19 protein-coding genes and 1 pseudogene are annotated in these 22,093 nt (G+C 68.0%); 8 read left to right on the plus strand and 12 right to left on the minus strand.

From position 1 onward, the window contains the following. Positions 1-2,158, minus strand: a 2,158-nt coding sequence (locus ACFMPD_RS14785) for a calcium-binding protein (RefSeq protein WP_380995959.1), incomplete at its 3' end; no start/stop codon positions are given. A gap of 418 nt (positions 2,159-2,576) precedes the next feature. On the opposite strand from ACFMPD_RS14785, the gene ACFMPD_RS14790 reads away from it, so the two are divergent. Then, entirely contained in the window at positions 2,577-3,914 is a 1,338-nt protein-coding gene (locus ACFMPD_RS14790; RefSeq protein ID WP_380995962.1) for a DUF2793 domain-containing protein, read from the plus strand. 6 nt (positions 3,915-3,920) lie between these two features. On the opposite strand, the gene ACFMPD_RS14795 is transcribed toward ACFMPD_RS14790, so the two are convergent. After that, positions 3,921-5,342 (minus strand): mannose-1-phosphate guanylyltransferase/mannose-6-phosphate isomerase, encoded by a 1,422-nt coding sequence (locus tag ACFMPD_RS14795; RefSeq protein WP_380995965.1) that lies wholly within the window; start codon positions 5,340-5,342, stop codon positions 3,921-3,923. Between the two features lie 157 nt (positions 5,343-5,499). Here ACFMPD_RS14795 and ACFMPD_RS14800 point away from each other — a divergent pair, with 157 nt between their 5' ends. Continuing rightward, a complete protein-coding gene (locus tag ACFMPD_RS14800; protein ID WP_380995968.1) occupies positions 5,500-6,210 on the plus strand; it encodes a hypothetical protein in 711 nt (236 codons plus the stop codon). A gap of 5 nt (positions 6,211-6,215) precedes the next feature. On the opposite strand, the gene fcl is transcribed toward ACFMPD_RS14800, so the two are convergent. Next, positions 6,216-7,190, minus strand: coding sequence for a GDP-L-fucose synthase (fcl, locus tag ACFMPD_RS14805; RefSeq protein WP_380995971.1), 975 nt, complete (start codon positions 7,188-7,190; stop codon positions 6,216-6,218). On the opposite strand from fcl, the gene ACFMPD_RS14810 reads away from it, so the two are divergent. Further along, positions 7,189-7,905: a hypothetical protein gene (locus ACFMPD_RS14810; RefSeq protein ID WP_380995974.1), complete on the plus strand. Its 717-nt coding sequence runs from the start codon at positions 7,189-7,191 to the stop codon at positions 7,903-7,905. The genes fcl and ACFMPD_RS14810 overlap by 2 nt on opposite strands. Here the strand turns inward: ACFMPD_RS14810 and ACFMPD_RS14815 are convergent. Continuing rightward, positions 7,902-8,987 carry a hypothetical protein gene (locus tag ACFMPD_RS14815; RefSeq protein WP_380995977.1) on the minus strand — a complete coding sequence of 362 codons (1,086 nt, stop codon included), beginning with the start codon at positions 8,985-8,987 and terminating at the stop codon, positions 7,902-7,904. The genes ACFMPD_RS14810 and ACFMPD_RS14815 overlap by 4 nt on opposite strands. A gap of 301 nt (positions 8,988-9,288) precedes the next feature. On the opposite strand from ACFMPD_RS14815, the gene ACFMPD_RS14820 reads away from it, so the two are divergent. From ACFMPD_RS14820 to ACFMPD_RS14830, 3 genes are read left to right on the plus strand one after another with little or no spacing between them, the layout of a single operon-like run. Beyond that, the gene (locus tag ACFMPD_RS14820; protein ID WP_380995980.1) at positions 9,289-10,605 is read left to right on the plus strand and encodes a hypothetical protein; all 1,317 of its coding nucleotides are present in this window, start codon (positions 9,289-9,291) and stop codon (positions 10,603-10,605) included. Beyond that, positions 10,595-11,578 carry a glycosyltransferase gene (locus tag ACFMPD_RS14825; RefSeq protein WP_380995983.1) on the plus strand — a complete coding sequence of 328 codons (984 nt, stop codon included), beginning with the start codon at positions 10,595-10,597 and terminating at the stop codon, positions 11,576-11,578. Before ACFMPD_RS14820 ends, ACFMPD_RS14825 begins: the two co-directional genes overlap by 11 nt. After that, positions 11,578-12,930 carry a glycosyltransferase gene (locus ACFMPD_RS14830; RefSeq protein WP_380995986.1) on the plus strand — a complete coding sequence of 451 codons (1,353 nt, stop codon included), beginning with the start codon at positions 11,578-11,580 and terminating at the stop codon, positions 12,928-12,930. Before ACFMPD_RS14825 ends, ACFMPD_RS14830 begins: the two co-directional genes overlap by 1 nt. Positions 12,931-13,050: 120 nt before the next feature. On the opposite strand, the gene ACFMPD_RS14835 is transcribed toward ACFMPD_RS14830, so the two are convergent. The 6 genes from ACFMPD_RS14835 to ACFMPD_RS14860 all read right to left on the minus strand — a co-directional run bounded on the left by ACFMPD_RS14835 (position 13,051) and on the right by ACFMPD_RS14860 (position 19,072). After that, positions 13,051-13,794 carry a sulfotransferase domain-containing protein gene (locus tag ACFMPD_RS14835; RefSeq protein ID WP_380995989.1) on the minus strand — a complete coding sequence of 248 codons (744 nt, stop codon included), beginning with the start codon at positions 13,792-13,794 and terminating at the stop codon, positions 13,051-13,053. Positions 13,795-13,882: 88 nt separating this feature from the next. Next, positions 13,883-14,821 (minus strand): sulfotransferase, encoded by a 939-nt coding sequence (locus ACFMPD_RS14840; protein ID WP_380995992.1) that lies wholly within the window; start codon positions 14,819-14,821, stop codon positions 13,883-13,885. Further along, positions 14,818-15,813, minus strand: coding sequence for a class I SAM-dependent methyltransferase (locus tag ACFMPD_RS14845; RefSeq protein ID WP_380995995.1), 996 nt, complete (start codon positions 15,811-15,813; stop codon positions 14,818-14,820). The genes ACFMPD_RS14840 and ACFMPD_RS14845 overlap by 4 nt, the downstream gene beginning before the upstream one ends. Then, a complete protein-coding gene (locus ACFMPD_RS14850) occupies positions 15,810-16,790 on the minus strand; it encodes an OmpH family outer membrane protein (RefSeq protein ID WP_380995998.1) in 981 nt (326 codons plus the stop codon). Before ACFMPD_RS14850 ends, ACFMPD_RS14845 begins: the two co-directional genes overlap by 4 nt. 48 nt (positions 16,791-16,838) lie before the next feature. Beyond that, positions 16,839-17,960, minus strand: coding sequence for a GDP-mannose 4,6-dehydratase (gene gmd, locus ACFMPD_RS14855; protein ID WP_380996001.1), 1,122 nt, complete (start codon positions 17,958-17,960; stop codon positions 16,839-16,841). Between the two features lie 2 nt (positions 17,961-17,962). Next, positions 17,963-19,072 (minus strand): hypothetical protein, encoded by a 1,110-nt coding sequence (locus ACFMPD_RS14860; RefSeq protein WP_380996004.1) that lies wholly within the window; start codon positions 19,070-19,072, stop codon positions 17,963-17,965. Positions 19,073-19,312: 240 nt separating this feature from the next. Here ACFMPD_RS14860 and ACFMPD_RS14865 point away from each other — a divergent pair, with 240 nt between their 5' ends. Both ACFMPD_RS14865 and ACFMPD_RS14870 read left to right on the plus strand, forming a co-directional pair. After that, on the plus strand, positions 19,313-19,876 hold the full coding sequence (locus ACFMPD_RS14865) for a hypothetical protein (protein WP_380996007.1): 564 nt from the start codon (positions 19,313-19,315) through the stop codon (positions 19,874-19,876). Continuing rightward, complete coding sequence (locus ACFMPD_RS14870) at positions 19,873-20,847, plus strand: glycosyltransferase family 2 protein (RefSeq protein ID WP_380996009.1); 975 nt, start codon at positions 19,873-19,875, stop codon at positions 20,845-20,847. Before ACFMPD_RS14865 ends, ACFMPD_RS14870 begins: the two co-directional genes overlap by 4 nt. 90 nt (positions 20,848-20,937) lie before the next feature. On the opposite strand, the pseudogene ACFMPD_RS14875 reads toward ACFMPD_RS14870, so the two are convergent. Next, positions 20,938-21,069, minus strand: a pseudogene (locus ACFMPD_RS14875) (integrase core domain-containing protein); the annotation flags it as partial. 650 nt (positions 21,070-21,719) lie between these two features. Then, on the minus strand, positions 21,720-22,025 hold the full coding sequence (locus ACFMPD_RS14880; protein WP_380996012.1) for a hypothetical protein: 306 nt from the start codon (positions 22,023-22,025) through the stop codon (positions 21,720-21,722). Positions 22,026-22,093: the final 68 nt, after the last annotated feature.

Below are 22,093 nucleotides of genomic sequence, written 5' to 3' on the forward strand. Positions count from 1 at the left end.
CGCCATTCAGGATGTCGGCGCCGTTGCCGCCCCAGACCGTATCCGCGCCATGCACATCGTTCTGCCCGTGGTCATGGAACGTGTCATCGCCATCGCCCAGATAGATCTTGTCCCGGCCCCAGCCGCCCCAGACCTGATCGTCGCCATCGCCGCCATAGATCGTGTCATATTGCGTGCCGCCATAGATGCGGTCATCCCCGATGCCGCCCCGGATCACATCCGCCCCGGCATCGCCGTGCAATTCGTCCCGGCCACCGCCGCCATTCCGGATGTCGGCGCCATTGCCGCCCCCGACCGTATCCGCGCCCTGCACATCGTTCTGCCCGTGGTCATGGAACGTGTCCTCGCCATCGCCCCGATAGATCTTGTCCCGGCCCCAGCCGCCCCAGACCTGATCGTCGCCAGCGCCGCCATAGATCGTGTCGGATTGCGTGCCGCCATAGATGCGGGCATCCCCGATGCCGCCCCGGATCACATCCGCCCCGACACCGCCGTGCAATTCGTCCCGGCCACCGCCGCCATTCAGGATGTCGGCGCCGCCAAACCCGTGGATCACGTCATTGCCGTCGCGCCCGACGACATGGTCGGCCGTCGATCCCACCCGGGTCACCTCGAGCCGCAGGTTGCCCCAGGACTTGATGTCAAATTCCAGCGCCCGGGAGGAAACCGTCTTGCCGTCAAAATGCGTGATCGCCGCGGTGGCGCGCGGATCGGTACCGCCCGCGGCATTGTCCCAAAGCTCGGTGCCGGTCACGAAATACCGGGCCGGCAGGGACAGATCCGCAAAGGTCAGGGACACGTCCTGCTGGTCGGCACCGCTGCGTTCGGACACGAACAGGACGGTCCGGGCCGCATCCGCAAAACCATGAACGTCCAGCGCACCCTCCTGGCTCCAGTCCAGTACCGGGGTCAGCCCGGCCAGGCTTTCGGACATCAGCTTAAACATCTCGCCGGACAGGGTCGTCTCGTTGCCGTCCTTTGACACCAGGGTGATCGCCTGCGTGGTGTCAAAGGTCAGCGGCCAGGTATGGGCGGTCTGAATGCCGTTGGTGACCAGCTGAAAGAAATTCTCGACCAGCATCGACGCATGTTGCAGCCCCCGGTTCTGCTCGGCCCCCTTGGCATTGGTGTTCCATTCGGAAATGTGGAACAAAAGCGGCGCGTCCGAGACCTGCCGGTCCAGCGCATCCTCCAGCCGGTCGAATTGCGAAAAGAAGAATTCGTGGCTGGTATCGACGCCGGCAAAGCCCTCGCGCTGGTAATAATGCTGGACCAGACCGTCAATGACGCTGGCCGCGCCGGTCACCCCGTTGACCCCCTCGGCAATCTGAAAGACCTGGTTATAGGCGGTGCCCTGGCCCGGCACGGTCACCTTGACCCAATCCGCCGGCGGCGTGCCACCGTGGTTCTTCTGGACATAATCTTCGGTAAAGGGCCAGAGCATCCCGTGTTTCGTGCCGACATAAAGGGTGGTGTCGTTCTTGGGCGAAAACATCTGCGAGGCCGAGGAATGCGATTGCAGGATGATGTCGATATCCGGTTCGCCAAGCGCTTTCAGCTTGTCCTGCACGGCCACGGCCACGACCCCGGCCACCCGGCCATATTCGGTTGCGGTCATCTGGCCGCTGGCCCAGAATTCGTTTCCGATTTCAAAGCCGGTGATCTCGATGCCGTTCTTGCGCGCCTCGGCGACCGTCGTCTCGACAAGCTCCAGCAGGGTGTCAAGATAGGTCTGGCTGACCTCGCTGCGCTGCCCATAGGTACCCTTGATCATCGCCGCGCCGGCGATGTCCTCAAAGGCCATCCGCGTCGGCAGCACCATCGTGACGTTCATGTCCTTTTCACCGGCCACCCGGAAAAAGTCGTCCATCGGCACCAGGGTCTCGTCCGGATTGACATGCGAGACGCTGCGGTTCGGCGCCGCCATGTCAAACAGCAGTTCGGTGACCGCCCCCCCGGGATAGCGCAGGGTCGAGACACCGATCTCCTTGGTGATCGAACTCAGAACCGAGTCGGCCTTGGTGAACTCCTCGTCATATTTGGTGACCACGTTGGACCCGAAATGTTCCGGGGTCACCATGACCGGTTCGCTGAAAGAGCGCTGGTTCTTGACTGAATAGCTGTTCGAATTCTCCATTTCCGCGCCCACCGAATTCATCTGTTGGCGGCGATGAAACCGGAGCGGCGTGGTGAAACCGGGCAATCAATGTGGCATCTACCGGATAACTGCCGCGCATTTTCCCGACATTCGCCTTAAATCCTTTACAGCCGGGCGGGGCGGTGGCTTCCGCCGGATGGCCGGCATCCGGGGCAAGGTGCGCCGATCGGCCAGAAAACCGTATTATTTTCCTTGTTTTTCTTAGTCTTACACACACTGCCTCTGCGGTTTTGGTCGCGATAAACGCCCGACACATGGCGCGACCGGCCCGCTTCGGGGCGCGGCGGGCGGGGGCCGTGAATCGCCGCGCACCGCCCTGATCTGAACAGAGGGTAAAGGGCGCGCGCGCGCGCTTAAGCCGGCCTTGGTCCGGGCTGCGGCAGGGTGCGCCGGTTCCGTTCCAGCACAGGAGGTCCGGATGCCGGACAATTCGCCAATCCTCTCCCTGCCGTTCCTGATGCCCAGCCAGGCGCAGAAACATGTGACCCATAACGAGGCATTGCGGCGGCTGGATGTCGTGGTGCAACTGCGCGTCGCCGCCTTTGACGCGGTCACCCCGCCGGCCGATCCGGCCGAGGGCGAGGTGCATGCCCTGGGCGCCCAGCCCGAGGCGGCCTGGGCCGGGCAGGCGCATGCACTGGCGGCCTGGCTGGACGGAACCTGGCATTTCCTGCCGCCGCAGGAGGGCTGGCGCGCCTGGGGCCGCAGCGAACAGCAGCTGCGGATCTGGACCGGCAGCGCCTGGGTGCTGCCGGCGGCCGATATCGACAATCTGCAGTCGCTCGGCATCGGCACCGCCTCGGATGCCAGCAACCGGCTGGCGGTGCGCGCAGAGGCGACGCTGCTGACCCATGACGGCGACGGCCACCAGCTCAAGATCAACAAGGCGGCGGCCGGCGACACCGCCACGGTGCTGTTCCAGTCGGACTGGACCGGCCATGCCGAGATGGGCCTGGCCGGGGATACCGATTTCGTCCTCAAGGTCTCGGAGGATGGCACCAGCTGGACCGAGGCGCTGCGGCTGGACGCAGCCAGCGGCACCGCCGGCGGCACGGCGGTGCAGGCCGGACCCCGGGACGCCACGGCAGGCCGTCTGATGCGTGTCGGCGGCTTTGGCCTGGGGGCGACAGCGCCCACGGTGCTGGCGGATCTGGATGCCACCGACACGCCCACCGGGTTCTACCGGATGACCGCGGCCAGCCAGAACCGTCCCGTTGGCGCCGACACCGGGGTGGTCTGCATCCAGCGCCACGACGCCGGCGCCTTTCTGCAGCAGGTGACCCTGACATCGGGTATCTGCCTGCAGCGCTATCACGGCGGCGGCAGCTTTACCGCCTGGTCCACGCAATATGGCAGCGGCAACATTCTGGGGCCGGTCAGCCAGGCCGGCGGACAGCCCACCGGAGCGGTGATCGAACGCGGCAGCACCGCCGCCGGCGATTATCTGCGCCTGGCCGATGGCAGCCAGATCTGCACCCGGTCGATCCGGCTGACCCAGCAGAACCTGAACACCGCCTATGGCGGGCTGTTCCGTTCCAAGAACCTGCTGGCGGGCAATCTGGATCTGCCGGTCGCCTTCAGCGCCACCCCGGTCTTTAACGCGACGGTGCGGGTCGACAATTTCGCCACCATGTGCGCCTGGGGCGGCACCGGCAACGCCACCAGCCTGCCGCCGATCCTGTTCGGCGTGTCGCCGATTTCCCTGGGCAACCGCGACATCACCGTCGATATCGTCGCCACCGGCACCTGGGTCTGAGCGGCTCTAACTGCGGGAATAGACATCCTCGTAGCGGATGATGTCATCCTCGCCCAGATAGCTGCCGGTCTGCACCTCGATCAGAACCATCGGCACCTTGCCGGGGTTCTCCATCCGGTGCACCGCCCCGAGCGGGATATAGACCGACTGGTTTTCGCTGATCAGCCTGACCTCGTCGTCGACGGTGACCCTGGCGGTGCCTTCGACCACGATCCAGTGTTCCGAGCGGTGGTGATGGCTCTGCAGGCTCAGCGCCGCCCCGGGATGCACCACGATGCGCTTGACCTGGAACCGTTCGCCGATGACCAGGCTTTCGAACCAGCCCCAGGGGCGGTGGTCCTTGGGAAAGCTTTCGGCCTGTTTGGCCTGTTTCGCCTTCAGCGCCGCCACCGCCTGTTTCACGTCCTGGGCGCGGGCGGCATCGGCCACCAGCACCGCGTCGGGCATCGCCACGGTGATGATGTTCCTCAGGCCGATCCCGACCACCTCCAGCGCGTCATCCTCGCTGCGCAGCAGGGTGTCGTCGCAATCCAGCGCCGTGGCATTGCCCGCCGTCGCCACACCGCGTTCGTCCGGGCCGGTCTCGCGCCAGACCGCGTCCCAGCCGCCCAGATCGGACCAGCCGGCGGCAAAGGGCACGACGCTCAGATTGTCGGCCCGCTCCATCACCGCATAGTCGATGGAAATGTCATCCGCCTGGCCCCAGGGCTCGGGCGCCAGCCGCAGAAAGCCCAGATCCGGCTGGCCCTGATCGACCGCCGCCTGCACCGGTTCCACCAGATCCGGCGCATGGGCGCGGAAGGCCGCGAGGATGGTCTTGATCGAAAACAGGAAAATCCCGGCATTCCACAGATAGGTGCCCGCCGCCAGCATCTCGGCGGCGCGCGCCGCATCGGGTTTTTCCACGAATTGTTTCAGCGCCAGCGGCCGGGCGGCGAAATCGCCCGGATCCTCGGCCAGTTCCAGATAGCCATAGCCGGTTTCCGCATGGGTCGGCTTGATCCCGAAGGTGACCAGCTGCCCGGCCTCGGCCGCCGGCACCCCGGCCATCACCGCAGCGCGAAAGGCGGCCGCATCGGGCACCACATGGTCGCTGGGCGCCACCAGCATCAGCGCCGCCGGGTCGGTCTTTTCCAGCCACAGCGCGGCGGCCAGCACCGCGGGCGCGGTGTTGCGGCCCTCGGGTTCGATCAGGATCGCCGCCGGATCGACCCCGGCCGCGGCCAGCTGCTCGGTGACGATGAACCGGAAATCGGAATTGGTCAGCACCATGGGCGACGCAAATTCCGGCCCCGACAGGCGCGCCGCGCTGGCCTGAAACAACGTGCTGTCGCCGATCAGCGCGGCGAATTGCTTCGGATAGCTTTTGCGCGACAGCGGCCACAGCCGGGTGCCGGAACCGCCACACAGAAGAACGGGGGTGATCATGCGGATGGGCTCCTGCTATCCCTCAAGTTGCGCCCAACATATCCCCTGAACCCGCCCTGCGTTTCAAGCCGGTAAATCGGGCCCCGGATCTGTTGGCCTTTGCCGCGCGCGGACCTATAAGGACATCCCGCCCCGCGCCCCCAGACAAAGGCCCGACATGTCCCGGCTTCTATTCACCGTGAACCCCTGTTTTCCCCGGTCCGGCCACCGCTTTCTGCGCAGCATCTGCAAGGCCTATTTCGGCCCCGACATGGTGTTCCACTCGGATCGCCGGGCCAAGCGCCGCAACATCGAGAACCCGAATTACATCAAGGATCACGATTTCGGCCTGCTGAACGGCACCCCGGACCGGCCGATCACCCCCGAGGCGCAATATCTGGTGCAATACCGGCACCCGCTGGAAAGCGTGCAATCCTATTTCGAGTTCCGGGTGCATCACGGGCGCACCGAGGACGGGGCCGACAGCTGGGCCGAATTCCTGCCCTGGGCGCTGGATTACTGGAAAGCCTTTGTCAGCAAATGGTGCCTGGACAGCGACCGTCTGGCCGGCCACCGCCGGCTCGTGGTGCGTTATGGCGATCTCTATGCCGACACCCCGGGCAGCGCGCGCCGGGCCCTGACCTTTCTGACCGGCGGGCGCGAGGAAATCGATCCCGACCGGCTGAAACGGGCGGTGGCGCAGTTCAGCGGCGGCTTTGCCCGCTATGCCGAGGACCAGGCCCAGGGCAGCCAGCGCGAGAAAAAGGCCCGCGACATCCGCGATTTCCGCTATTTCGACGACTCGCTCTATCGGATCGAGGAAGACCTGGCCGAGGCCTATCTGCAGCCGCTGGGCCTGCCCCGGCTGGGGGCGGCACCCGCCGCCTGACGGAACTATTTTGCCCGCAGCGCCTCCGGGTCCTGCGCCAGGAACCAGGCATAGGTGTCGGCGATGCCCTGCTGCAGCCCGATGCCGGCGCGCCAGCCCAGCCGCGCCAGGCGGCTGACATCCATCAGCTTTCTGGGCGCGCCATCGGGTTTTGTCGCGTCAAAGACCAGCCGGCCGGCAAACCCCGTGACCCGCGCCACGGTCTCGGCCAGTTCGCGGATGGTGACATCGCTGCCCGACCCGACATTGATATGGCTCAGCATCGGCCGGGTCTCGCGCTGATAGGTCTCGTCATCCAGATCCATCACAAAGAGGCTGGCCGCCGCCATGTCGTCCACATGCAGGAACTCGCGCATCGGCTTGCCCGAGCCCCAGATCACCACCTCGTCGGCACCGTCCTGAACCGCCTGGTGAAAGCGCAGGATCAGCGCCGGCAGCACATGCGAATTCTCGGGATGGAAATTGTCGCCCGGCCCATAGAGGTTGGTCGGCATCACGCTGCGGTAATCGGTGCCGTATTGCCGGTTATAGCTTTCGCACAGCTTGATCCCGGCGATCTTGGCGATGGCATAGGGCTCGTTGGTGGGCTCCAGCGTGCCGGTCAGCAGCGCATCCTCGGCCATCGGCTGATCGGCCAGTTTCGGATAGATGCAGGAACTGCCCAGCTGCAGCAGTTTCGTGACCCCGGCGGCATAGGCCTGGTGGATGACGTTGCACTCGATCATCAGGTTTTCATAGATGAACTGCGCCGGATAGCTGTTATTGGCGACGATGCCGCCGACCCTGGCGGCGGCCAGGATCACCCGGTCGGGGCGCTCGGCGGCCATGAAACCGGCCACTGCGCGCTGATCGGTCAGATCCAGCTCGGCGCTGGTCCGGGTCAGCAGCGTGATGTCGGCACCGGCGGCCTGGCGGGCGGCCAGCTGACGGCAGATCGCCCCGCCGACCATGCCGCGATGTCCTGCAACGTATATCTTCATGACGGTCTCTTTCCGACGGCGCGTCTGGCTGTGGATCTGCGCCGCTGCCTACACCGGATCGGCCCCGGTCCGCAACGCCCGCCCCCCCGCGCACCGCGCCGATGCGGCCCCTGTCCAGACGGCGGGAAACGCTCTTGGCGGCGCCCGGGCGCTTCGCTACAAGGCGGCCATGAGCATCGAACAGCCCCCCCGGACCACACCGGCCTTTCCGGCCGAGAACGACAGACTGGCCGCCCTGGCCGGCCGCGATCCCATCGCCCATGCCGCCGCGCATCAGGAGCTGGGACCGCATGTCTGGCTGTCCAGCCAGGCCGAGGCCGGGACCGAGCTGAGCTTTGCCCCGGCCGGCGCAAGCGAGACCGGGTTCCTGCTGCGCATGGACACGGCGGGCCGGTCGCCCTGGGTGTCGCTGTCCTGGGCGATCGATGTCGAGACCCTGCGTCAGGGCCGCTATGTCGGGCTGATCTGCCAGGTGGTGTCGGACGGGTTCTTTGCCTTTCGCCCCTGCCTGCGGCTGTTGCAGGCGCAGGGCTTTCACGACCATTTCGCCCCCCAGCACATGGCCGCCTCCGGCGGCGCGCATCTGCTGCAGGGCCATGTCGAGATCCCGCAGGCGCAGCTGGATGACTGCCAGCGCGCCGAAATTCACCTGTTCTTTTCCGGCGATGCCTTTGCCGCCCGTTTCGAGCGGCTGGAAACCCTGCTGATGCGCTAAGCCGCCGGCGGGCGCTGCAGCAGATAGCCCAGCAGGGCCTGGCGCGCCGGTTCCGACAGCTGCGGCAGCGCTGCCGCCAGATCGCGCAGGAAATCCGCGCCGAACTTGCCGGGCGCGGGTGCGTCTTCCGCCTCGGGGCGGCGATAGACGATGCCGTACTGCTCTTGCAGAAACCGCATGTCCTCGGCGACCGCGTCCCAGGTGCGGATCCGGTCCTGCAGCGGCAAGAGACCGCCCTTGCTGCCCCGGAGTGCGAACAATACCGCGCGGTCCTCAGGCGTCAGCGCCACCCGCATCCGGCAATCCTGCAACTGGCCGGGGCCGGCACCGGTGCCCGGCAGATAGAGCGAGGACAGGAATTCGGTGACCTCGTCGGAAATCCCCTCATTGGTCATCTGCGGCGCGATCCCGCCGGGCGCCACCCCCAGGGTGCGCAGGAAATCCGCCACCAGCCCGCCGGGCGCGGCACAGGCGGTTTCGAAACTGCGAAACTGCACCGCCTCGGCGCCGAACACCGCCGCCCAATGGTCGTGGATCCGGCGATAGCGCCCGGCGGCATTGCGGATATGCACCGCCTTGCTGTCCTCCAGCCGCATGCCGTTTCCCTTGACGTTCTCCTGCATCGCGCTGGACACAAAGGCCACCGGATCGCGGGTATAGAGCAGCACCCGATAGGCCAGCCCGCCGGGCAGATCCGCGCCCAGCCCGTCCAGCCGCGCCCGCACCCGCGCGACCTCGGGCGGCTGAAAGGTACAGGCATCCTCGGCCGACAGCACCACCGTGCCGCCGTCAAAACGGCCCAGCACCTCGCCCAGACGCCGCAGATGCTGCCGCGCCTGCTGGCGGATCTCGACCGGACCCAGCCCCTGACGGCGGTTGGCATGATAGGTCGCGGCGCGGTCGGAAAAGGCGTTGATAAAGAATTGCGACTGGTTCACCGGCAGAAAGCCCGGAAACAACAGACCCCGGCGGCGCAACAGCCCGTGATTGTGTTTCAGCGTCGCCTGGATGCTGCTGGTACCGGTCTTGTGCAGACCGATATGCAGCACGACCGTTTTCGCCGGCGTCTGGATATCCGCCATGTCGTCCCTTCCGCTCTGCCACCACGGCGGTGGCCCGGGACAGGCTATAGGCGGCATTTTCACGCGATACAATCAACCCGCACCGGGATTTTCCGGCGCCGCGCGGGGCCGTCAAAGGGGGGAACGGAGGACGGAACCGGAGGCCCGCAGCGGGGAAATCCCCGGAGGAAATCGCCCCGCCCCCTTTCATTCGGGCCGGACAGGACGTAAACGCAGGCTCACTCGCCAAAGGCGGGTGTTGGCACGCGGGAACTTGCGCCCGGCCCCCGGGGGCCGGCGCAGCCGGAAAGGCGGACAGGCAATGGCAGAGTCAGAAACCGGTCTCACAGTGGTCACCTCGCTGAACCCCTTTGCCCGCAGCGCCGTGCAGCTGCGCTGTTTCCGCGCCTGGCAGGCCCTGGGCGCGCGGGTGCTGACCGCCAATACCGATGACGAGGCCGACCGGCTGCTGCAACTGGGGCTGCGCGACACCGACATCCTGCGCCTGGCGCCCGGCGACACCGGCCAGGCGATCCACGGCAAGCCGGTGCCGAACGTCGCCGCCGTGCTGCAGCATCTGGCGCAAACCCCCGGAACCGGGCCGGTGGCGCTGGTCAATTCCGATCTCTACCCGGCGATGCGCGACACCGGCGGCCTGACCTACTGGCTGGAACAGCGGCCCGCCGTCGCCCTGACGCGCGAGGAATGCGTCCTGCACGGCATGCACCGCTTTGCCGACCAGTCCCCCTATCGCGGCGGGCTGGATGCCTTTGTGCTGTCGCGCGCCGCCCTGCCCGGCCTGCTGGCGCTGCTGCAGGATTGCGCGGCGCGCCCGCGCATGTGTTTCGGCATTCCCGGCTGGGATTACGTGCTGGCCGCCGCCATCCTGACCCCCGCGATCGGCGGCAGCCTGGCCGATAGCGGCCTGCTGCTGCATGAAAGCCACCCGACCACCTATTCCAGCATGGATGAATTCGCCCATTACCTGGGCGACATGCAGCGCCTCGCCGGCCTGACCGAGACCGACCCCACCGCCGCCGCGGCCGCGTTTCACGCGGTGATCCAGCAGAGCTGCGAGCGCAATCTCGACGACAGCCGCCGCGTCCGCACCATCCAGTTCACCGCGCCGCGCCCGGAAACCGCGCCCGATGCCGCCGCCCGCGCCCTGGCGGCACGGCTGGCGCGGATCTGCCCGGCCCTGACCTGGACCACCCGGCCCTCGGCGGTGGCGCTGCTGGCAGCGCAGGCACTGGCCGGGGCGGATGTCGACCTGACCCGCGCCCGGGCGCTGTTCGAGATCGGCCCGGACCCGCATTACCGCTTTTACCAGCGCCTGCTGTCGATCCTGTTCTGCCTGGATTGTCAGGCCGCCGCCGGCATCGCCCCGGCGCTGGTCCCGCAGTACCCCCCCGAAAGCCTGCATGCGCGAATGGTCGAAGCGATCCGCACCGAACAGGCCGGCGATCCGTGGCGCCAGCGGCTGGAATTCGCCCTGCTGTTCGGCGCCGAACTGGTTTCCTATCGCATCTTCAACCCGCGCCTGTACAATTACCTGATACATTGCTGCGATACCGATGACGAACGCCGGCTGATGACCGAAATCCATGCCCATATCGAAAGGCTCCGCGATGCTGCCTGACCCGATCCGCCCCGCCTCCGTGCTGCCCTGGGAGGCCGGCCTGCAGATCGAGCCCGCCGATCCCGACCTGCCCGGCCTGTCCATCGTGATCCCGATCTACAATGCCGGCGCCTTCCTGGAAAAGACCCTGCGCAGCCTGTTGTGCCAGGATCTGACCGGGGTCGAGCTGATCCTGATGGATGGCGGCAGCACCGACGCCACGCCCGATATCGTCGCCCATTACCGCGACATGTTCGCCATCACCGTGATGGAAAAGGATGTCGGCCAGTCCGACGCGATCAACAAGGGGTTCGAACGCGCCAGCCAGCCGATCCTCTACTGGCTGAACGGCGACGACATCATCCTGCCCAATACGCTGGTGGCGGTGCGCCGCCTGTTCCGCGACAACCCGGACAGCCATGTGGTGGTCGGCGACGCCTATATGACCGAGATGGATTTCACCCCGATCAACCATTTCCGCTTTTCGCCGGAAAAGCTGACCCTGGCGCATCTGATGGACTACGCCGCGCATCACCTGATCCAGCCCAGCGTGTTCTTTACCCGCACGGCCTGGCAGACGGCGGGCCCGTGCAAGCTGTGGATGCATTACGCCATGGATGCCGACCTGTTTTTAGGCATGGCCGCGGCCTTCCGCTTTCTGCACCTGCCGATGGACATCGCCTATTCGGTCTATCACGAAGACTGCAAGACCCGTGGCAAACGCGCCGAATCGATCACCGAACTGGCGTTGGTCCAGGCCCGCCATGGCGGCTTTGACGAGGCCCGCAAGACGCTGGATATCCTGGTCGACCTGTTCAATCAGGCCGAGGCGGCCCAGACCCAACCGGCCCCCGTACCCCAACCGGCCCCCGTACCCCAACCGGCCCCCGCCCCCGCCGACGACACCGTCCTGCAACAGCAGCTGACGACGCTGCGCCGCAGCGTCGAAAAGAACAAGGCGCTGCTGCTGGATCTGGATATCGGAGCGACTTGATGGCCGATCCGTCCCCCGACACCGACGCCCAAACCGGCCCCCAATCTGGCCCCCAAACCGGCACCCGCATCGCGGTACTGTCCAGCGCCAGCGGCGGCGGCGGCGGCATCGCCGCACAGCGGCTGGCCACGGCGCTGTCCCGCCAGCCCGGCGTGACCGCCGATTTCCTGACCCGCGACCAGCTCGGCGACCTGCCCGCCGAGGTGGCACCGATGCGCTCGATGAGCAACCGGCGCCAGACCGACACCCATTTCACCGTGGAATATCCCGGCTATCGCCGCGACTGGCTGGTCGACCTGCTGGCCGGCTATGACATCGTCAACGTGCATTGGGCCAGCTACCTGCTCAGCCTGGCCGAGCTGGATGCCCTGGCCCGGCGCGGCGTGGCGATGCTGTTCCTGCTGCATGATTTCCACTATATCACCGGCGGCTGCCACTATCCGGCGGATTGCGAGAACCTGAGCCTGGGCTGTCACGACTGCCCGCAGGCCGACACCACCCTGTGCGACCCCCGCTTCATTCCCGTGAACCTGCGCCTCAAACGCGCCCTGTTCGCCCGCGCCAACGTGCATCTGGCCGCCCCCAGCCACCATCTGCGCGACCGGGCGGTGGCCAGCGGCATCGTGCCGGCGGCGCGCGCGCATGTGCTGCGCAACCCCTATCAGCCGCTGACCCCAAAAGCGGCGCGCCCGCGCGACGGTGTCACCCGCATCCTGCTGATCGCCGATTCCCTGACCGAGCGGCGCAAGGCCATGCCGCTGGCGCTGGACAGCCTGGCGGCCCTGCACCGCCGCCTGCGGGGCAGCCCCCACCGCGTCCATGTGGATGTGGTCGGCGCCGCCGATGATCCGGCGCTGCGCGACCGGCTGGCCGGCTGCGGGCTGGCGCACCGGCTGCATGGCCGCATCACCGACCACGCCAGGCTGGTCGATATCTTTGCCGCCAGCGACATCGTGCTCAGCTGCTCTTACGAGGACAACTGGCCCAATATACTGGTCGAGGCCGGGGCCTATGGCTGCGTGCCGGTGGTCGGCCCCGGCCATGGCTGCGAAGAATTCGTGACCACCTATGGCACCGGTGCCGTCGCGCCGGCCTATACGCCGGGGGCCTTTGCCGACACCCTGCGGCGCATGATCGCCACGCGGCAACACCGGGACAGGCCGGATACCGGGGTGCAGGCGCGCATCCGCGCCGATCATCAGGACGGGCAGATCGCGGCGCGGTTCCTGCGCATCGCCGCCACGATCGCGCGCCCGACCGACCCGGATCGCGGCCCGGATATGGCCCCTGCCCCCGAACAGAGCCTGAACAGGGACGCGCAGCCCGCCGCGCGGCAGCCGCAACCGGCCTGAACCGCCGCCGGACGGGCCTCAGACGCGTCCCGACCGGGGCGAAAACAGGCCCGGCCCCGGAATGGAAATCGAAATCAGGATCGGAACGGCGCCAAAACCGGCACCGGAACAAAGCCGGAATCAGGCTGCGTAGTTGAACCGCTGCAGCTCGTCCTCCAGCACCTTGCTGACCTTCTTGATCGTCGCCGGTTTCAGCTTGCGCCGGTGATCGCCCGGACGCACCTGGCGCTTGTGCTTGCCGACATCTTCCTTGCGCACGGTGAAATCGATGTCGCGCCCCAGGGCCTTGACCAGATCGTCGGTCAGCGGCTGGTCCAGAAATTCCGCGATCCGGTTCAGCCAGGCCGGGGTATCGGTCACCATCTCTTCGTAGGTCAGCACCAGAACGTCGTCATGGCGGTCGATGATCCGCTTGAGGATGCGCATGCGCCGGCGGTACTGCATCGCCCGCTTCAGCACGAAATCGTCGATCTCCATCTCCAGCAGCGCCGCCCGGCGCTGTTCGAACCGCTGGCGCTTTTCCGGATCCTCGGGCGGCTTGTGGCTGATCGCGAACGAGAAATAGGCCGAGGTCAGACAGTCACGCGGGTCGCGCAGCTGCACGATCGTCCGCAACTTGGGGATGATCTGCAAATCCTCGACATAGGGACCACGGGCCATGCCGTAATACCAGCCGGTCAGCTGCATCTTTTCCTGATAGGCCTGAAAGAACTCGCCCTCATCCAGCGGCGAAGCCTGCACCTGTTTGGCGATGTGATCGACCTGATAGCCCTTGGCCAGGGCGAATTGGGTCAGGATATTGTCGGTAATGGAACTGCCGGCCTTGTGCATCGACAAGGCCAACACGCTTTTCAAGTCCGGCATCTGCAACTCCCTGTGGCGTTTGCCCGCATGTTCCGCCGTATCTAACGGCGTTCTTTGGGCTTGGCCAGCCCCTGCACCGCGGCGCGCGTCACGGCGCCGGATCATAGCCCAAACGGGCGCATAGAGCCGCATATTGCGGCGATTGCGCCGCCTGTTCGGCCACCTCGGGCGGCACCGCGCGGCGCGGCCGCGCCGCAATCTTGCGCCCGGTCCGGCCGCTGCCGCCGGTCAGCGGCATCAGGTCCAGCAATTCCTCCTGCAGCCCGGCAAAAGGCAGTTCCAGGGTTGTGCACAGCGCTTCCAGCCGGGCCTCGGGATCGGCGACGAAATCCTCGTACCGGACCAGCTCGACCCCGGCATAGGCCGCGAGAAAGGCCAGATAGCGGCGGGCGTATTCCTCCAGCGTCGCCGGCGCGAAATGCACCCAGCCGTTGTGCCGCAGCGACAGCCAGGATTCCAGCGGGTGGCGCACCGTCACCACCGAGCGCACCGGATAGGCGCGCAGCAGCAGCCCCCGCAGGGTCGGATGGTCATGCGGCGCGGTGCCGTGGCAGAATTGCGAATGCGCATGGTCGCGCAGCACCAGCCGGCTGCCGCTGGCCCGGCAATGCGCCTGCAGCGGCGCCAGCGCGCCCAGAAACACCGCGCCGATCACCGGCTCGGGGATCTCGCGGGCGCTGTAGCGCAGGTGCCGGATCAGATCGGTGGGGGCGAAATGCAGCGGCATGCCATCGACCTGCGTCCGGCTGAACGGGTCGATCTCGCTGAGCAGGATGGTGTTGGGCTGCACCGCCAGATGCCGGGCGATCACCGTGCCGCCGGTGCAGGCGAAATGGTGCAGCGTGCGCAGCGGCTCGGCCTCGCGCCCGGCGACCGCCTCTGCCGCGGCACGGCACTGCTCGATCAGACGCGGCAGCGGATCCGCCAGGCGCGGCGTCAGCGCCGCCGGCCCGTCATGCTCGGCCAGCAGCGCCCGCGCCGCCTCGATACGCGCGCGCAAGGCCTGCGGATCGGCCGGATCGCTCATGAATCGCCCGTTTCCGCCGCCGTTTCCCGGCTCAGGCGCGGCTTGTCCGGCGCCGCGTCCAGCCGGCCCAGATGGTCCGATACATCGCCCAGCTGCAGCGCCAGCTGGCCCAACAGCGCATCCTGGCGGTCCCGTTCGGCATTCAGCGCCGCGTGCCGTGCCTGCAGATCCGCCAGATCCGCCGCCGCCAGCGTCTGCATCCGCAGCGCCAGCCGCAGATCCTCCTGCGCCGCCGCCGCCTGCGCGCGCAGGTCGGTCAGCTCGGTCTCCAGCGCTGCGATCCGCGCCTGATCCTGCGCCGTCCGGGTCTCGGCGGCAGCGCGCGCCGCGGCCTCCTCGGCGGTGCGGGCCTCCTGGGCCGCCAGGGCCCCGGCCCGGGCGGCCAGCTGCGCCTGCAATTCGACCAGCACCGCGTCGCGCTGAAACCGCAGCCGCGGCCAGTCCGGATCGTCCGCATCCTCGCGCGCCAGCAGGCGATAGCCCTGCCGCTGCAGCCGCGCGATCAGCTCGGGCGCGGCACTGCCGGGGCCATAGAACGGCTCGGCCCCCGCCACCAGCCGGATCACCGCGAACCGCGCCAGCGCCCCGGCGGCCTGCAGCCCGTCCAGCAGCCCGGCCACCGCCCCGGGCGCGTCGCAGCGCAGCACGTGGCCCGCGCCCTGCAGATCGGCCCGCGCCAGCAGATCGGCCGGCGACAGGGTGGCCACCTGCCGGCTGCCGACCGTGGCCAGCCCCGGCATCAGCCGCGACAGCGCTTCGGGCACGTCCAGCCCGGACAGGGCGGCGAAATTGCACCGGTGGAACGGCGCATTGCCGGTCTCGGGCGCCACCGCCGCGGCGATCAGCTGCACGCGGTCGCCCTGGTCGCGGATCTGCGCCCGCAGCTGCGGCATCCGGGCGGGATCGGGTTCGACCAGCACCACCCGCGCCGCCTGGGCGCACAGATCCGGCGCGTCACCGCAGCCGACATGCAGCATCACGGCACCGCTCATGCCGGTTTCGCCACAACCCGCCGGGCCCGGCGCAGCGGCGCGGTCACCCGCCACGAGGTCGAGGCGAACAGCGCGTCGATCTCGTGGCGGCTGTGGTTCAGCTCGGCCTGCAGCGCGCCGCGCGCCACCATCAGATCGCGATGCCCGTCCAGCAGCGCCGCGACCTGGCGCGCCTGTTCCGCCCGCACGGTGCTGAGATGCAGATGCGCCTGTTCCAGCTCGGCCCGCAGCGCCCGGATCTCGTCGGCGGCGGTCTGGCGCTCGGCCAGACGGTCGCGATACTCGCGCTCCAGCGCCTGCTGCGCCGTCCGCAGCTGCAGCTGCAGCAACTCGATTTCCTCGTCAAACAGGCTCTGCGCCTGTTGCAGGGCCTGATCCTGCGCCGCATTCGCCTGATCATCGTCGGCACGCGCATCGCGGTCCTGCCAGGCCGCGCTGACCGCGGCCAGCTGCGCCAGGCTGCCGGTACCGGCCCGCCGGGGCGACACCCCGCCGGCCTCAAGCTCGTCCGCCAGCTGCCGCAATTCCGGCAGCGCCAGGGCGGCCTGTGCGGCCAGCAGCCCGTGGATGTCCTCGGGCAAGGCCGGTTCCAGGGCCGGATCGGGCGCGGGCACCGGCCCGGCGGCACAATCCAGCCACTGCGCCAGCCGCTCGGCCAGCGCCTCGGGCGCGGCGGCAAAGGCATCGGCGTCGATCAGGAACAGCCGGCGCCGGCCGCGCCGCCACTGCGCCAGGATCGCCTGCGCCTGGCTCTGCCAGTCGGCGGTTGCCTGCTCTATCGGCACGCCGGCGCGCAGGGCGGCGGCGATCTGCCGGTCCGGCGCGGCGTAGATCAGCAGCGCCCGGCCCTCGGGCGGCAGCGCCTCGGGCGCGGCACATGTCTGCCAGTCGGTAACGTCGGGCAGCACCGCGTCCAGCCAGGCGCGGCACAGGCCGTCCCCCAGCCCGGACAGATCGACAAGGTTCAGCTGCATCATCCCGCGCTCCGCTGCGACCGGTATATCCTGTTCTCCGGCAAGGCCCATTCAGCCTTCCACCGAATGCGCCACCGTATAGCCGTGGCTGCGCAGCAGCGCGGTGCGCCGCGCCGCGTCCAGATCGCGGGACACCATCTCGGCGCACATCTGCTGCACGGTGATCTCGGGCACCCAGCCCAGCCGCGCCTTGGCCTTGGCCGGATCGCCCAGCAGGGTCTCGACCTCGGCGGGGCGGAAATAGCGCGGATCGATGCGCATGATCACATCGCCCGGCGCCAGCGCCGGGGCCATGTCGCCGGTCACCGCCTCGACCACCGCCACCTCGTCCACGCCGCGGCCTTGAAAGCGCAGGGTGATCCCCAGCTCGGCCGCCGACCAGAGGATGAACTGGCGCACCGAATACTGCACCCCGGTGGCGATGACGAAATCCTCGGGCGCCTCTTGCTGCAGCATCATCCACTGCATGCGCACATAGTCCTTGGCATGGCCCCAGTCGCGCAGCGCATCGATATTGCCCATATAGAGACAGGGTTCGAGGCCTTGCGCGATATTGGCCAGGCCGCGGGTGATCTTGCGGGTCACGAATGTTTCGCCGCGGCGCGGGCTCTCGTGATTGAACAGGATGCCGTTGCAGGCATACATGCCATAGGCCTCGCGATAGTTCACGGTGATCCAGTAGGCATACATCTTGGCCACCGCATAGGGGCTGCGCGGGTGGAACGGCGTGGTCTCGGTCTGCGGCGTCTCCTGCACCAGACCATAGAGTTCCGAGGTCGAGGCCTGATAGAACCGCGTGGTCTTCTCCAGCCCCAGAAAGCGGATCGCCTCAAGCAGGCGCAGCGTGCCGATGGCATCGACATCGGCGGTGTATTCCGGGCTTTCGAAACTGACCGCCACATGGCTCTGGGCACCCAGGTTATAGACCTCGCCGGGCTGCACCTGCCGCAGGATCCGGGTCAGGTTCGAGGTGTCGGACAGATCGCCGTAATGCAACTGGAACCGGGCGTGATCGACATGCGGATCCTCATAGATGTGATCGACCCGCTGGGTGTTGAAAGACGAGGCCCGGCGCTTGATGCCATGCACCTCATAGCCCTTTTCCAGCAGAAACTCCGCCAGATAGGACCCGTCCTGACCGGTGACCCCGGTAATCAATGCCGTCTTGCTCATGCTCACCTCGCGATTGTGCCCTGCGATAATATGCTTTGCCCCCCATCACAAGCCTTGCCCGGGGCCGCGGCCCGCACCGGGCTGCCCGCATCCAGCACCCGCTGCAGGGCCTGCAGCAGCGCGGTTTTCAGCCGCCGGCGTTCCGCCGCCAGCGCCCCGGCATCGGCAAACAGCGCCGCCAGCCGGACCTGCACGGCGTGATAAGCATCGAAAAACCCGCTATCGGCAAAGGGCGCGGCGGTGCGCGCGGCCGCCGCCTGCGGACTCAGACCGTAAAGGTTCAGCCAGGCCGGGGCCGGCAGGCCCAGCTCGTGCAGCCGGTGGCCGGGGCCGGCGACATATAACGGCCGCGCACCGCAGGCATAGGCATCAAACAGCTTTTCGGTCAGGTAATCGGGCAGATGGGTGTTCTCGACCGCCCCCAGGCTGCGGCAATGCCCGTCCAGCCGCATCAGCTTGTCAAAATGCCAGTTATTCACCTCGAACCGGCTGGCCCCGCCCTGCCAGCTCTGGCCCAGCCGCTCGACCACGCCGTCCCGGCAGGCCAGCGCCAGATCGGTGCGCCAGGAACACAGGCCGATCACGTCGCGCTCGGGCAGGCGGATGTCGAATTGCGGCCCCCGGCGGCGCTCGCACATGAATGTCACATCGGCGGCGCAATCGGCAAAGGCACGTTTCCAGTACCCGGCGCCGCGCGCGGCATTGCGGGCGAACCGCCAGCGATAGGCATTGATGAACCGGTTGTTGGTCAACAGGTAATAGGGCAGGCGCGCAAAGCGGAACACATCCGAGGTCAGATGGTTGATCTGCGTCACCGGCAGGGCGCCAAGGCCGGTGTCGATGACGAGCTGCGTTTCCAGCGGCCGGCGCAGACAGGTCGTGTCCCAGAACGGTTCCTCGGACAACAGCACCACCGGGCGCCGCCGCGCCCGCCAATCCGCGACCAGCGCGCGCGGCGCTTCCTGGATGTCGCGGCCGCGGGCGAACAGGTACAGATCGGCGCGGTCGGGCTGTGCCACCCGCTGGATGACATCGCCAAACAGCGGCGCCAGCGCGCGATAGGACAGCGGCGAGCGGTTGGCGTCGCGCCCGGTCATGAAGATCCTGATCATATGGTCCCTGCCCCGAAACGGCCCTGCCCGCCTGTTCAGAGCCTGTTTTAGGCGCTTTGCCGGCGATTGAAAACGCCCCCGCGGATCCCCCCGGACGGCGCAAGCCGCCTGCATCATGCGAGGGCCGGCGGCGCTCGGGGCTTTTCTTGGCCGCCGCCATCGGGCACCTAAGGGGCATCGCCCACCAGCCGGATACCCGAGCCCTTGCCCGATCCCCTGCCCGATGCCGTGCCAGCCCCCGTGCCAGCCCCCGTAACCAACACCCCGACCGACACCCCGACCGGTCCAGACCTGGTTCCAGACCTGGTTCCGGGCCTGAACCGGCTGCGCCACGGCCGCGCGGCCGGCGCGATCGCCGACCGGGTCGATCTTGCCCCCGGCCTGGCGCTGATCGCCGACCCGGCGCTGCGGGCCACGGGCCGCTGGCGCTCGCCCGCCGGGCGGCTGCTGGAGCTTGAGATCGAGACCGGCGGGCGCGGCGACTGGATGGCGCTGCATCTGGCGCTGGCAACGCCGGATCTGGCCCCGGCGGCGTTTTTCGGCTTTGCCTGCACCGGGCTGGCGCCGCAGATGCAGCTGATCCGGGCCTGCCTGCGCTCGGGGCGCGCCGATGGCGGCTTTGTCGACTGCTTTTTCGACCGCCACATCCTGACCGCGCCGGAACCGGCGGCGCATGTGGACGCGCTGCACCTGCCGACGCAGCCAGAGGTGCCCGAGGACGCCCCCTGGCGCGAATTGCTGCTGTTCCTGCCGCCCGAACCGGTGCGCTGGCACCTGCATGACCTGCGGGTGTTTGCGGCATGAGCGATGCGCTGCAGCTGACCGTCGCGATCCCGGTGCATGACGACCTGCCCTATCTGACGCGGCTGCTCGGGCGGCTGCACGGCCTGGGCTGCGTGGCGCATGTGGTGGTGGTCGATGACGGCTCGCCGGTGCCGCTGGACGCCCCGGCGCTCTGCGCCGCCTCGGGGCTGGCCCGCCGCCAGCTGACGCTGGTGCGCCATGACCGCCCGCAGGGGCCGGGGGTGGCGCGCAACCGGGCGCTGGCGCAGGTGCGCACCGGGCATCTGCTGTTTCTGGACGCGGACGATCTGCCCACCGCCGAACTGCCCGGGCTGCTGGCGGATCTGGCCGGGCAGCGCTTTGATTTCTGCATCTTCCAGCATCACGACAGCCGCAGCGCCGCCGAGGGGCGCTGGGGCCAGACCCGGCATGACCGGGCCCTGTGGCGCGCCGCCGGCACCGATATCGGCGCGCTCGGCCCGGTGACGCCCGAGGCGGCGGCACAGCTGATGCGCACCGCCAACTATCCCTGGAACAAGATCTACCGCACCGATTTTTTGCGCCGGCACCGCATCGCCTGTTCGCCGATCCCGGTGCACGAGGATATCGAACTGCACTGGCGCAGCTTTCTCTGCGCCGACCGGATCCTGGCCAGCGACCGGGTCGCGGTGATCCATTTCGTCGATGACGGCGGCAACCGGCTGACCAACCGGGCCGGGCCGGAACGGCTGCAGGTGTTCCAGCCGCTGGATGCGCTGGCCGCCGAGATCGCCGCGCGCGGCACCGACCCAATGCCGTTCCTGCTGTTCAGCCTGGAACTGCTGGACTGGATCCGCGGCAATCTGCGGCCCGAGTTGCAGCCCGACCTGACCCGGCGCGCCCGGGACTGGATGGCCCGGCACCTGAGCCCGGCGCAATCCGCCGCCCTGGACGCCGCCCGTCCCGGCCTGCGCGCCCGCCTCGCCCCTGCCCCGCCTGGCCCAGCCCCCTGATCCGGGCCGTTCAAGTGTAGAATCCGTTCCTGTTTTGACCCGCTCCCCTTTGTCGGACCAGCCGGCTGGAGATTTTCCGGGGGTTTGAACTCAGGGCGGCCTGCCCAGACCCGAGCCGTTTATCAGCGAGATCGGAGGTTCGTTCCCGATTGCCCTGTGGGGTCGTACCTCGTTGTCGTCTCTGCGCCAGTCCTCCATTTTTGTGCGGGCGGCCGTCGCGGTTCATTCACCTGCGTTACGACGAACTCCGCGGGCAGAACTGGCTCACCCTGCCGGACAAGGTTCCGCCTTCGAAATGGCCGAGTGCCCAGATCCAGGCGGCGATCGGCATCCCCTCGCACGATCTGCGGACACTCGCCGCGGACTACGTCCGGCGTCACGATCCGTCCGTCGCCGCTGATGTGATCGCCCCCACCTGGGCCACAAGACGCGGGAGGCCGGTGAGGCCTATCGCGCCGAGACAGAAAGCGAGACGGGTCGCGAAACGAACGACCGAAAACGCCATGGGCTTTCCGCACCAACCTCGCTGGCCGGCTCTTTCCGGTGAGAACCGGCCGCCGGGGTCGGTGAAACAGAGGAAAACAACATGGACCAAATGGAACCAACACCCCCTTCGCAATCACGCGTGAGGTCGTTCTCAAGGGCGCCGGCACTGATAAGTTCGCCGCCCGGCTCTATCCCTGCTGAGCGGGATCCGCCCGCCCGGATCCGCTGAACATGCCGCCGGACCGGGGCCGCCACCCTGCCCGACCAAAGGAAGGCAGTCGGGCGTCTTGACGCTGCCGCCCGGGTGCAGAGCTAACAAGAGAAGACCCCCATGACCTATCACCGGAAAATCGACCCGGAGTCCGTGTTCGATCCCAATGCCGACCTTAAAAGGGTCTGCCGGTTTCTCGACGAACACGGATCCGCGCTCGCAAATGCGGCCCATAACCGAAACCAATCTCGATGACCTGGCCGCGGATGCCGTGCGGTTCGGTCGCGAGGTGGCGCACAAGGCCCGCGCCCTGCGCCTCGGCGGCAGTGCTGGCGAGGTCGCCTTTGTCGCGCGCTGTCTCGCGCGGCCTGGTGATCACCAGCCCTTCGTTAAGGCCGACGAGGGAGGTCTCGCGGCCATCGGCGAGATCCTCGACAAGGACATCGCGCGCGGACCTCACGGCCTTTGCCGTGGGTTTCACGACGGGTCGGCTGCACCGGGCGCCCGGTTGCGCGGGGTCGGAACGATGTTGCCCCCGGCGCCGGGGCC

This window comes from Sedimentitalea sediminis, assembly GCF_042687825.1.
Classification (GTDB): domain Bacteria; phylum Pseudomonadota; class Alphaproteobacteria; order Rhodobacterales; family Rhodobacteraceae; genus Sedimentitalea.

Excerpts from the sequence above, each read along its gene's own strand:
- ACFMPD_RS14790 (WP_380995962.1), top strand. The coding sequence starts at position 2,577 with ATGCCGGACAATTCGCCAATCCTCTCCCTGCCGTTCCTGATGCCCAGC.
- ACFMPD_RS14795 (WP_380995965.1), bottom strand. The coding sequence starts at position 5,342 with ATGATCACCCCCGTTCTTCTGTGTGGCGGTTCCGGCACCCGGCTGTGG.
- ACFMPD_RS14800 (WP_380995968.1), top strand. The coding sequence starts at position 5,500 with ATGTCCCGGCTTCTATTCACCGTGAACCCCTGTTTTCCCCGGTCCGGC.
- ACFMPD_RS14810 (WP_380995974.1), top strand. The coding sequence starts at position 7,189 with ATGACGGTCTCTTTCCGACGGCGCGTCTGGCTGTGGATCTGCGCCGCT.
- fcl (WP_380995971.1), bottom strand. The coding sequence starts at position 7,190 with ATGAAGATATACGTTGCAGGACATCGCGGCATGGTCGGCGGGGCGATC.
- ACFMPD_RS14815 (WP_380995977.1), bottom strand. The coding sequence starts at position 8,987 with ATGGCGGATATCCAGACGCCGGCGAAAACGGTCGTGCTGCATATCGGT.
- ACFMPD_RS14820 (WP_380995980.1), top strand. The coding sequence starts at position 9,289 with ATGGCAGAGTCAGAAACCGGTCTCACAGTGGTCACCTCGCTGAACCCC.
- ACFMPD_RS14825 (WP_380995983.1), top strand. The coding sequence starts at position 10,595 with ATGCTGCCTGACCCGATCCGCCCCGCCTCCGTGCTGCCCTGGGAGGCC.
- ACFMPD_RS14830 (WP_380995986.1), top strand. The coding sequence starts at position 11,578 with ATGGCCGATCCGTCCCCCGACACCGACGCCCAAACCGGCCCCCAATCT.
- ACFMPD_RS14835 (WP_380995989.1), bottom strand. The coding sequence starts at position 13,794 with ATGCCGGACTTGAAAAGCGTGTTGGCCTTGTCGATGCACAAGGCCGGC.
- ACFMPD_RS14840 (WP_380995992.1), bottom strand. The coding sequence starts at position 14,821 with ATGAGCGATCCGGCCGATCCGCAGGCCTTGCGCGCGCGTATCGAGGCG.
- ACFMPD_RS14845 (WP_380995995.1), bottom strand. The coding sequence starts at position 15,813 with ATGAGCGGTGCCGTGATGCTGCATGTCGGCTGCGGTGACGCGCCGGAT.
- ACFMPD_RS14850 (WP_380995998.1), bottom strand. The coding sequence starts at position 16,790 with ATGATGCAGCTGAACCTTGTCGATCTGTCCGGGCTGGGGGACGGCCTG.
- gmd (WP_380996001.1), bottom strand. The coding sequence starts at position 17,960 with ATGAGCAAGACGGCATTGATTACCGGGGTCACCGGTCAGGACGGGTCC.
- ACFMPD_RS14860 (WP_380996004.1), bottom strand. The coding sequence starts at position 19,072 with ATGATCAGGATCTTCATGACCGGGCGCGACGCCAACCGCTCGCCGCTG.
- ACFMPD_RS14870 (WP_380996009.1), top strand. The coding sequence starts at position 19,873 with ATGAGCGATGCGCTGCAGCTGACCGTCGCGATCCCGGTGCATGACGAC.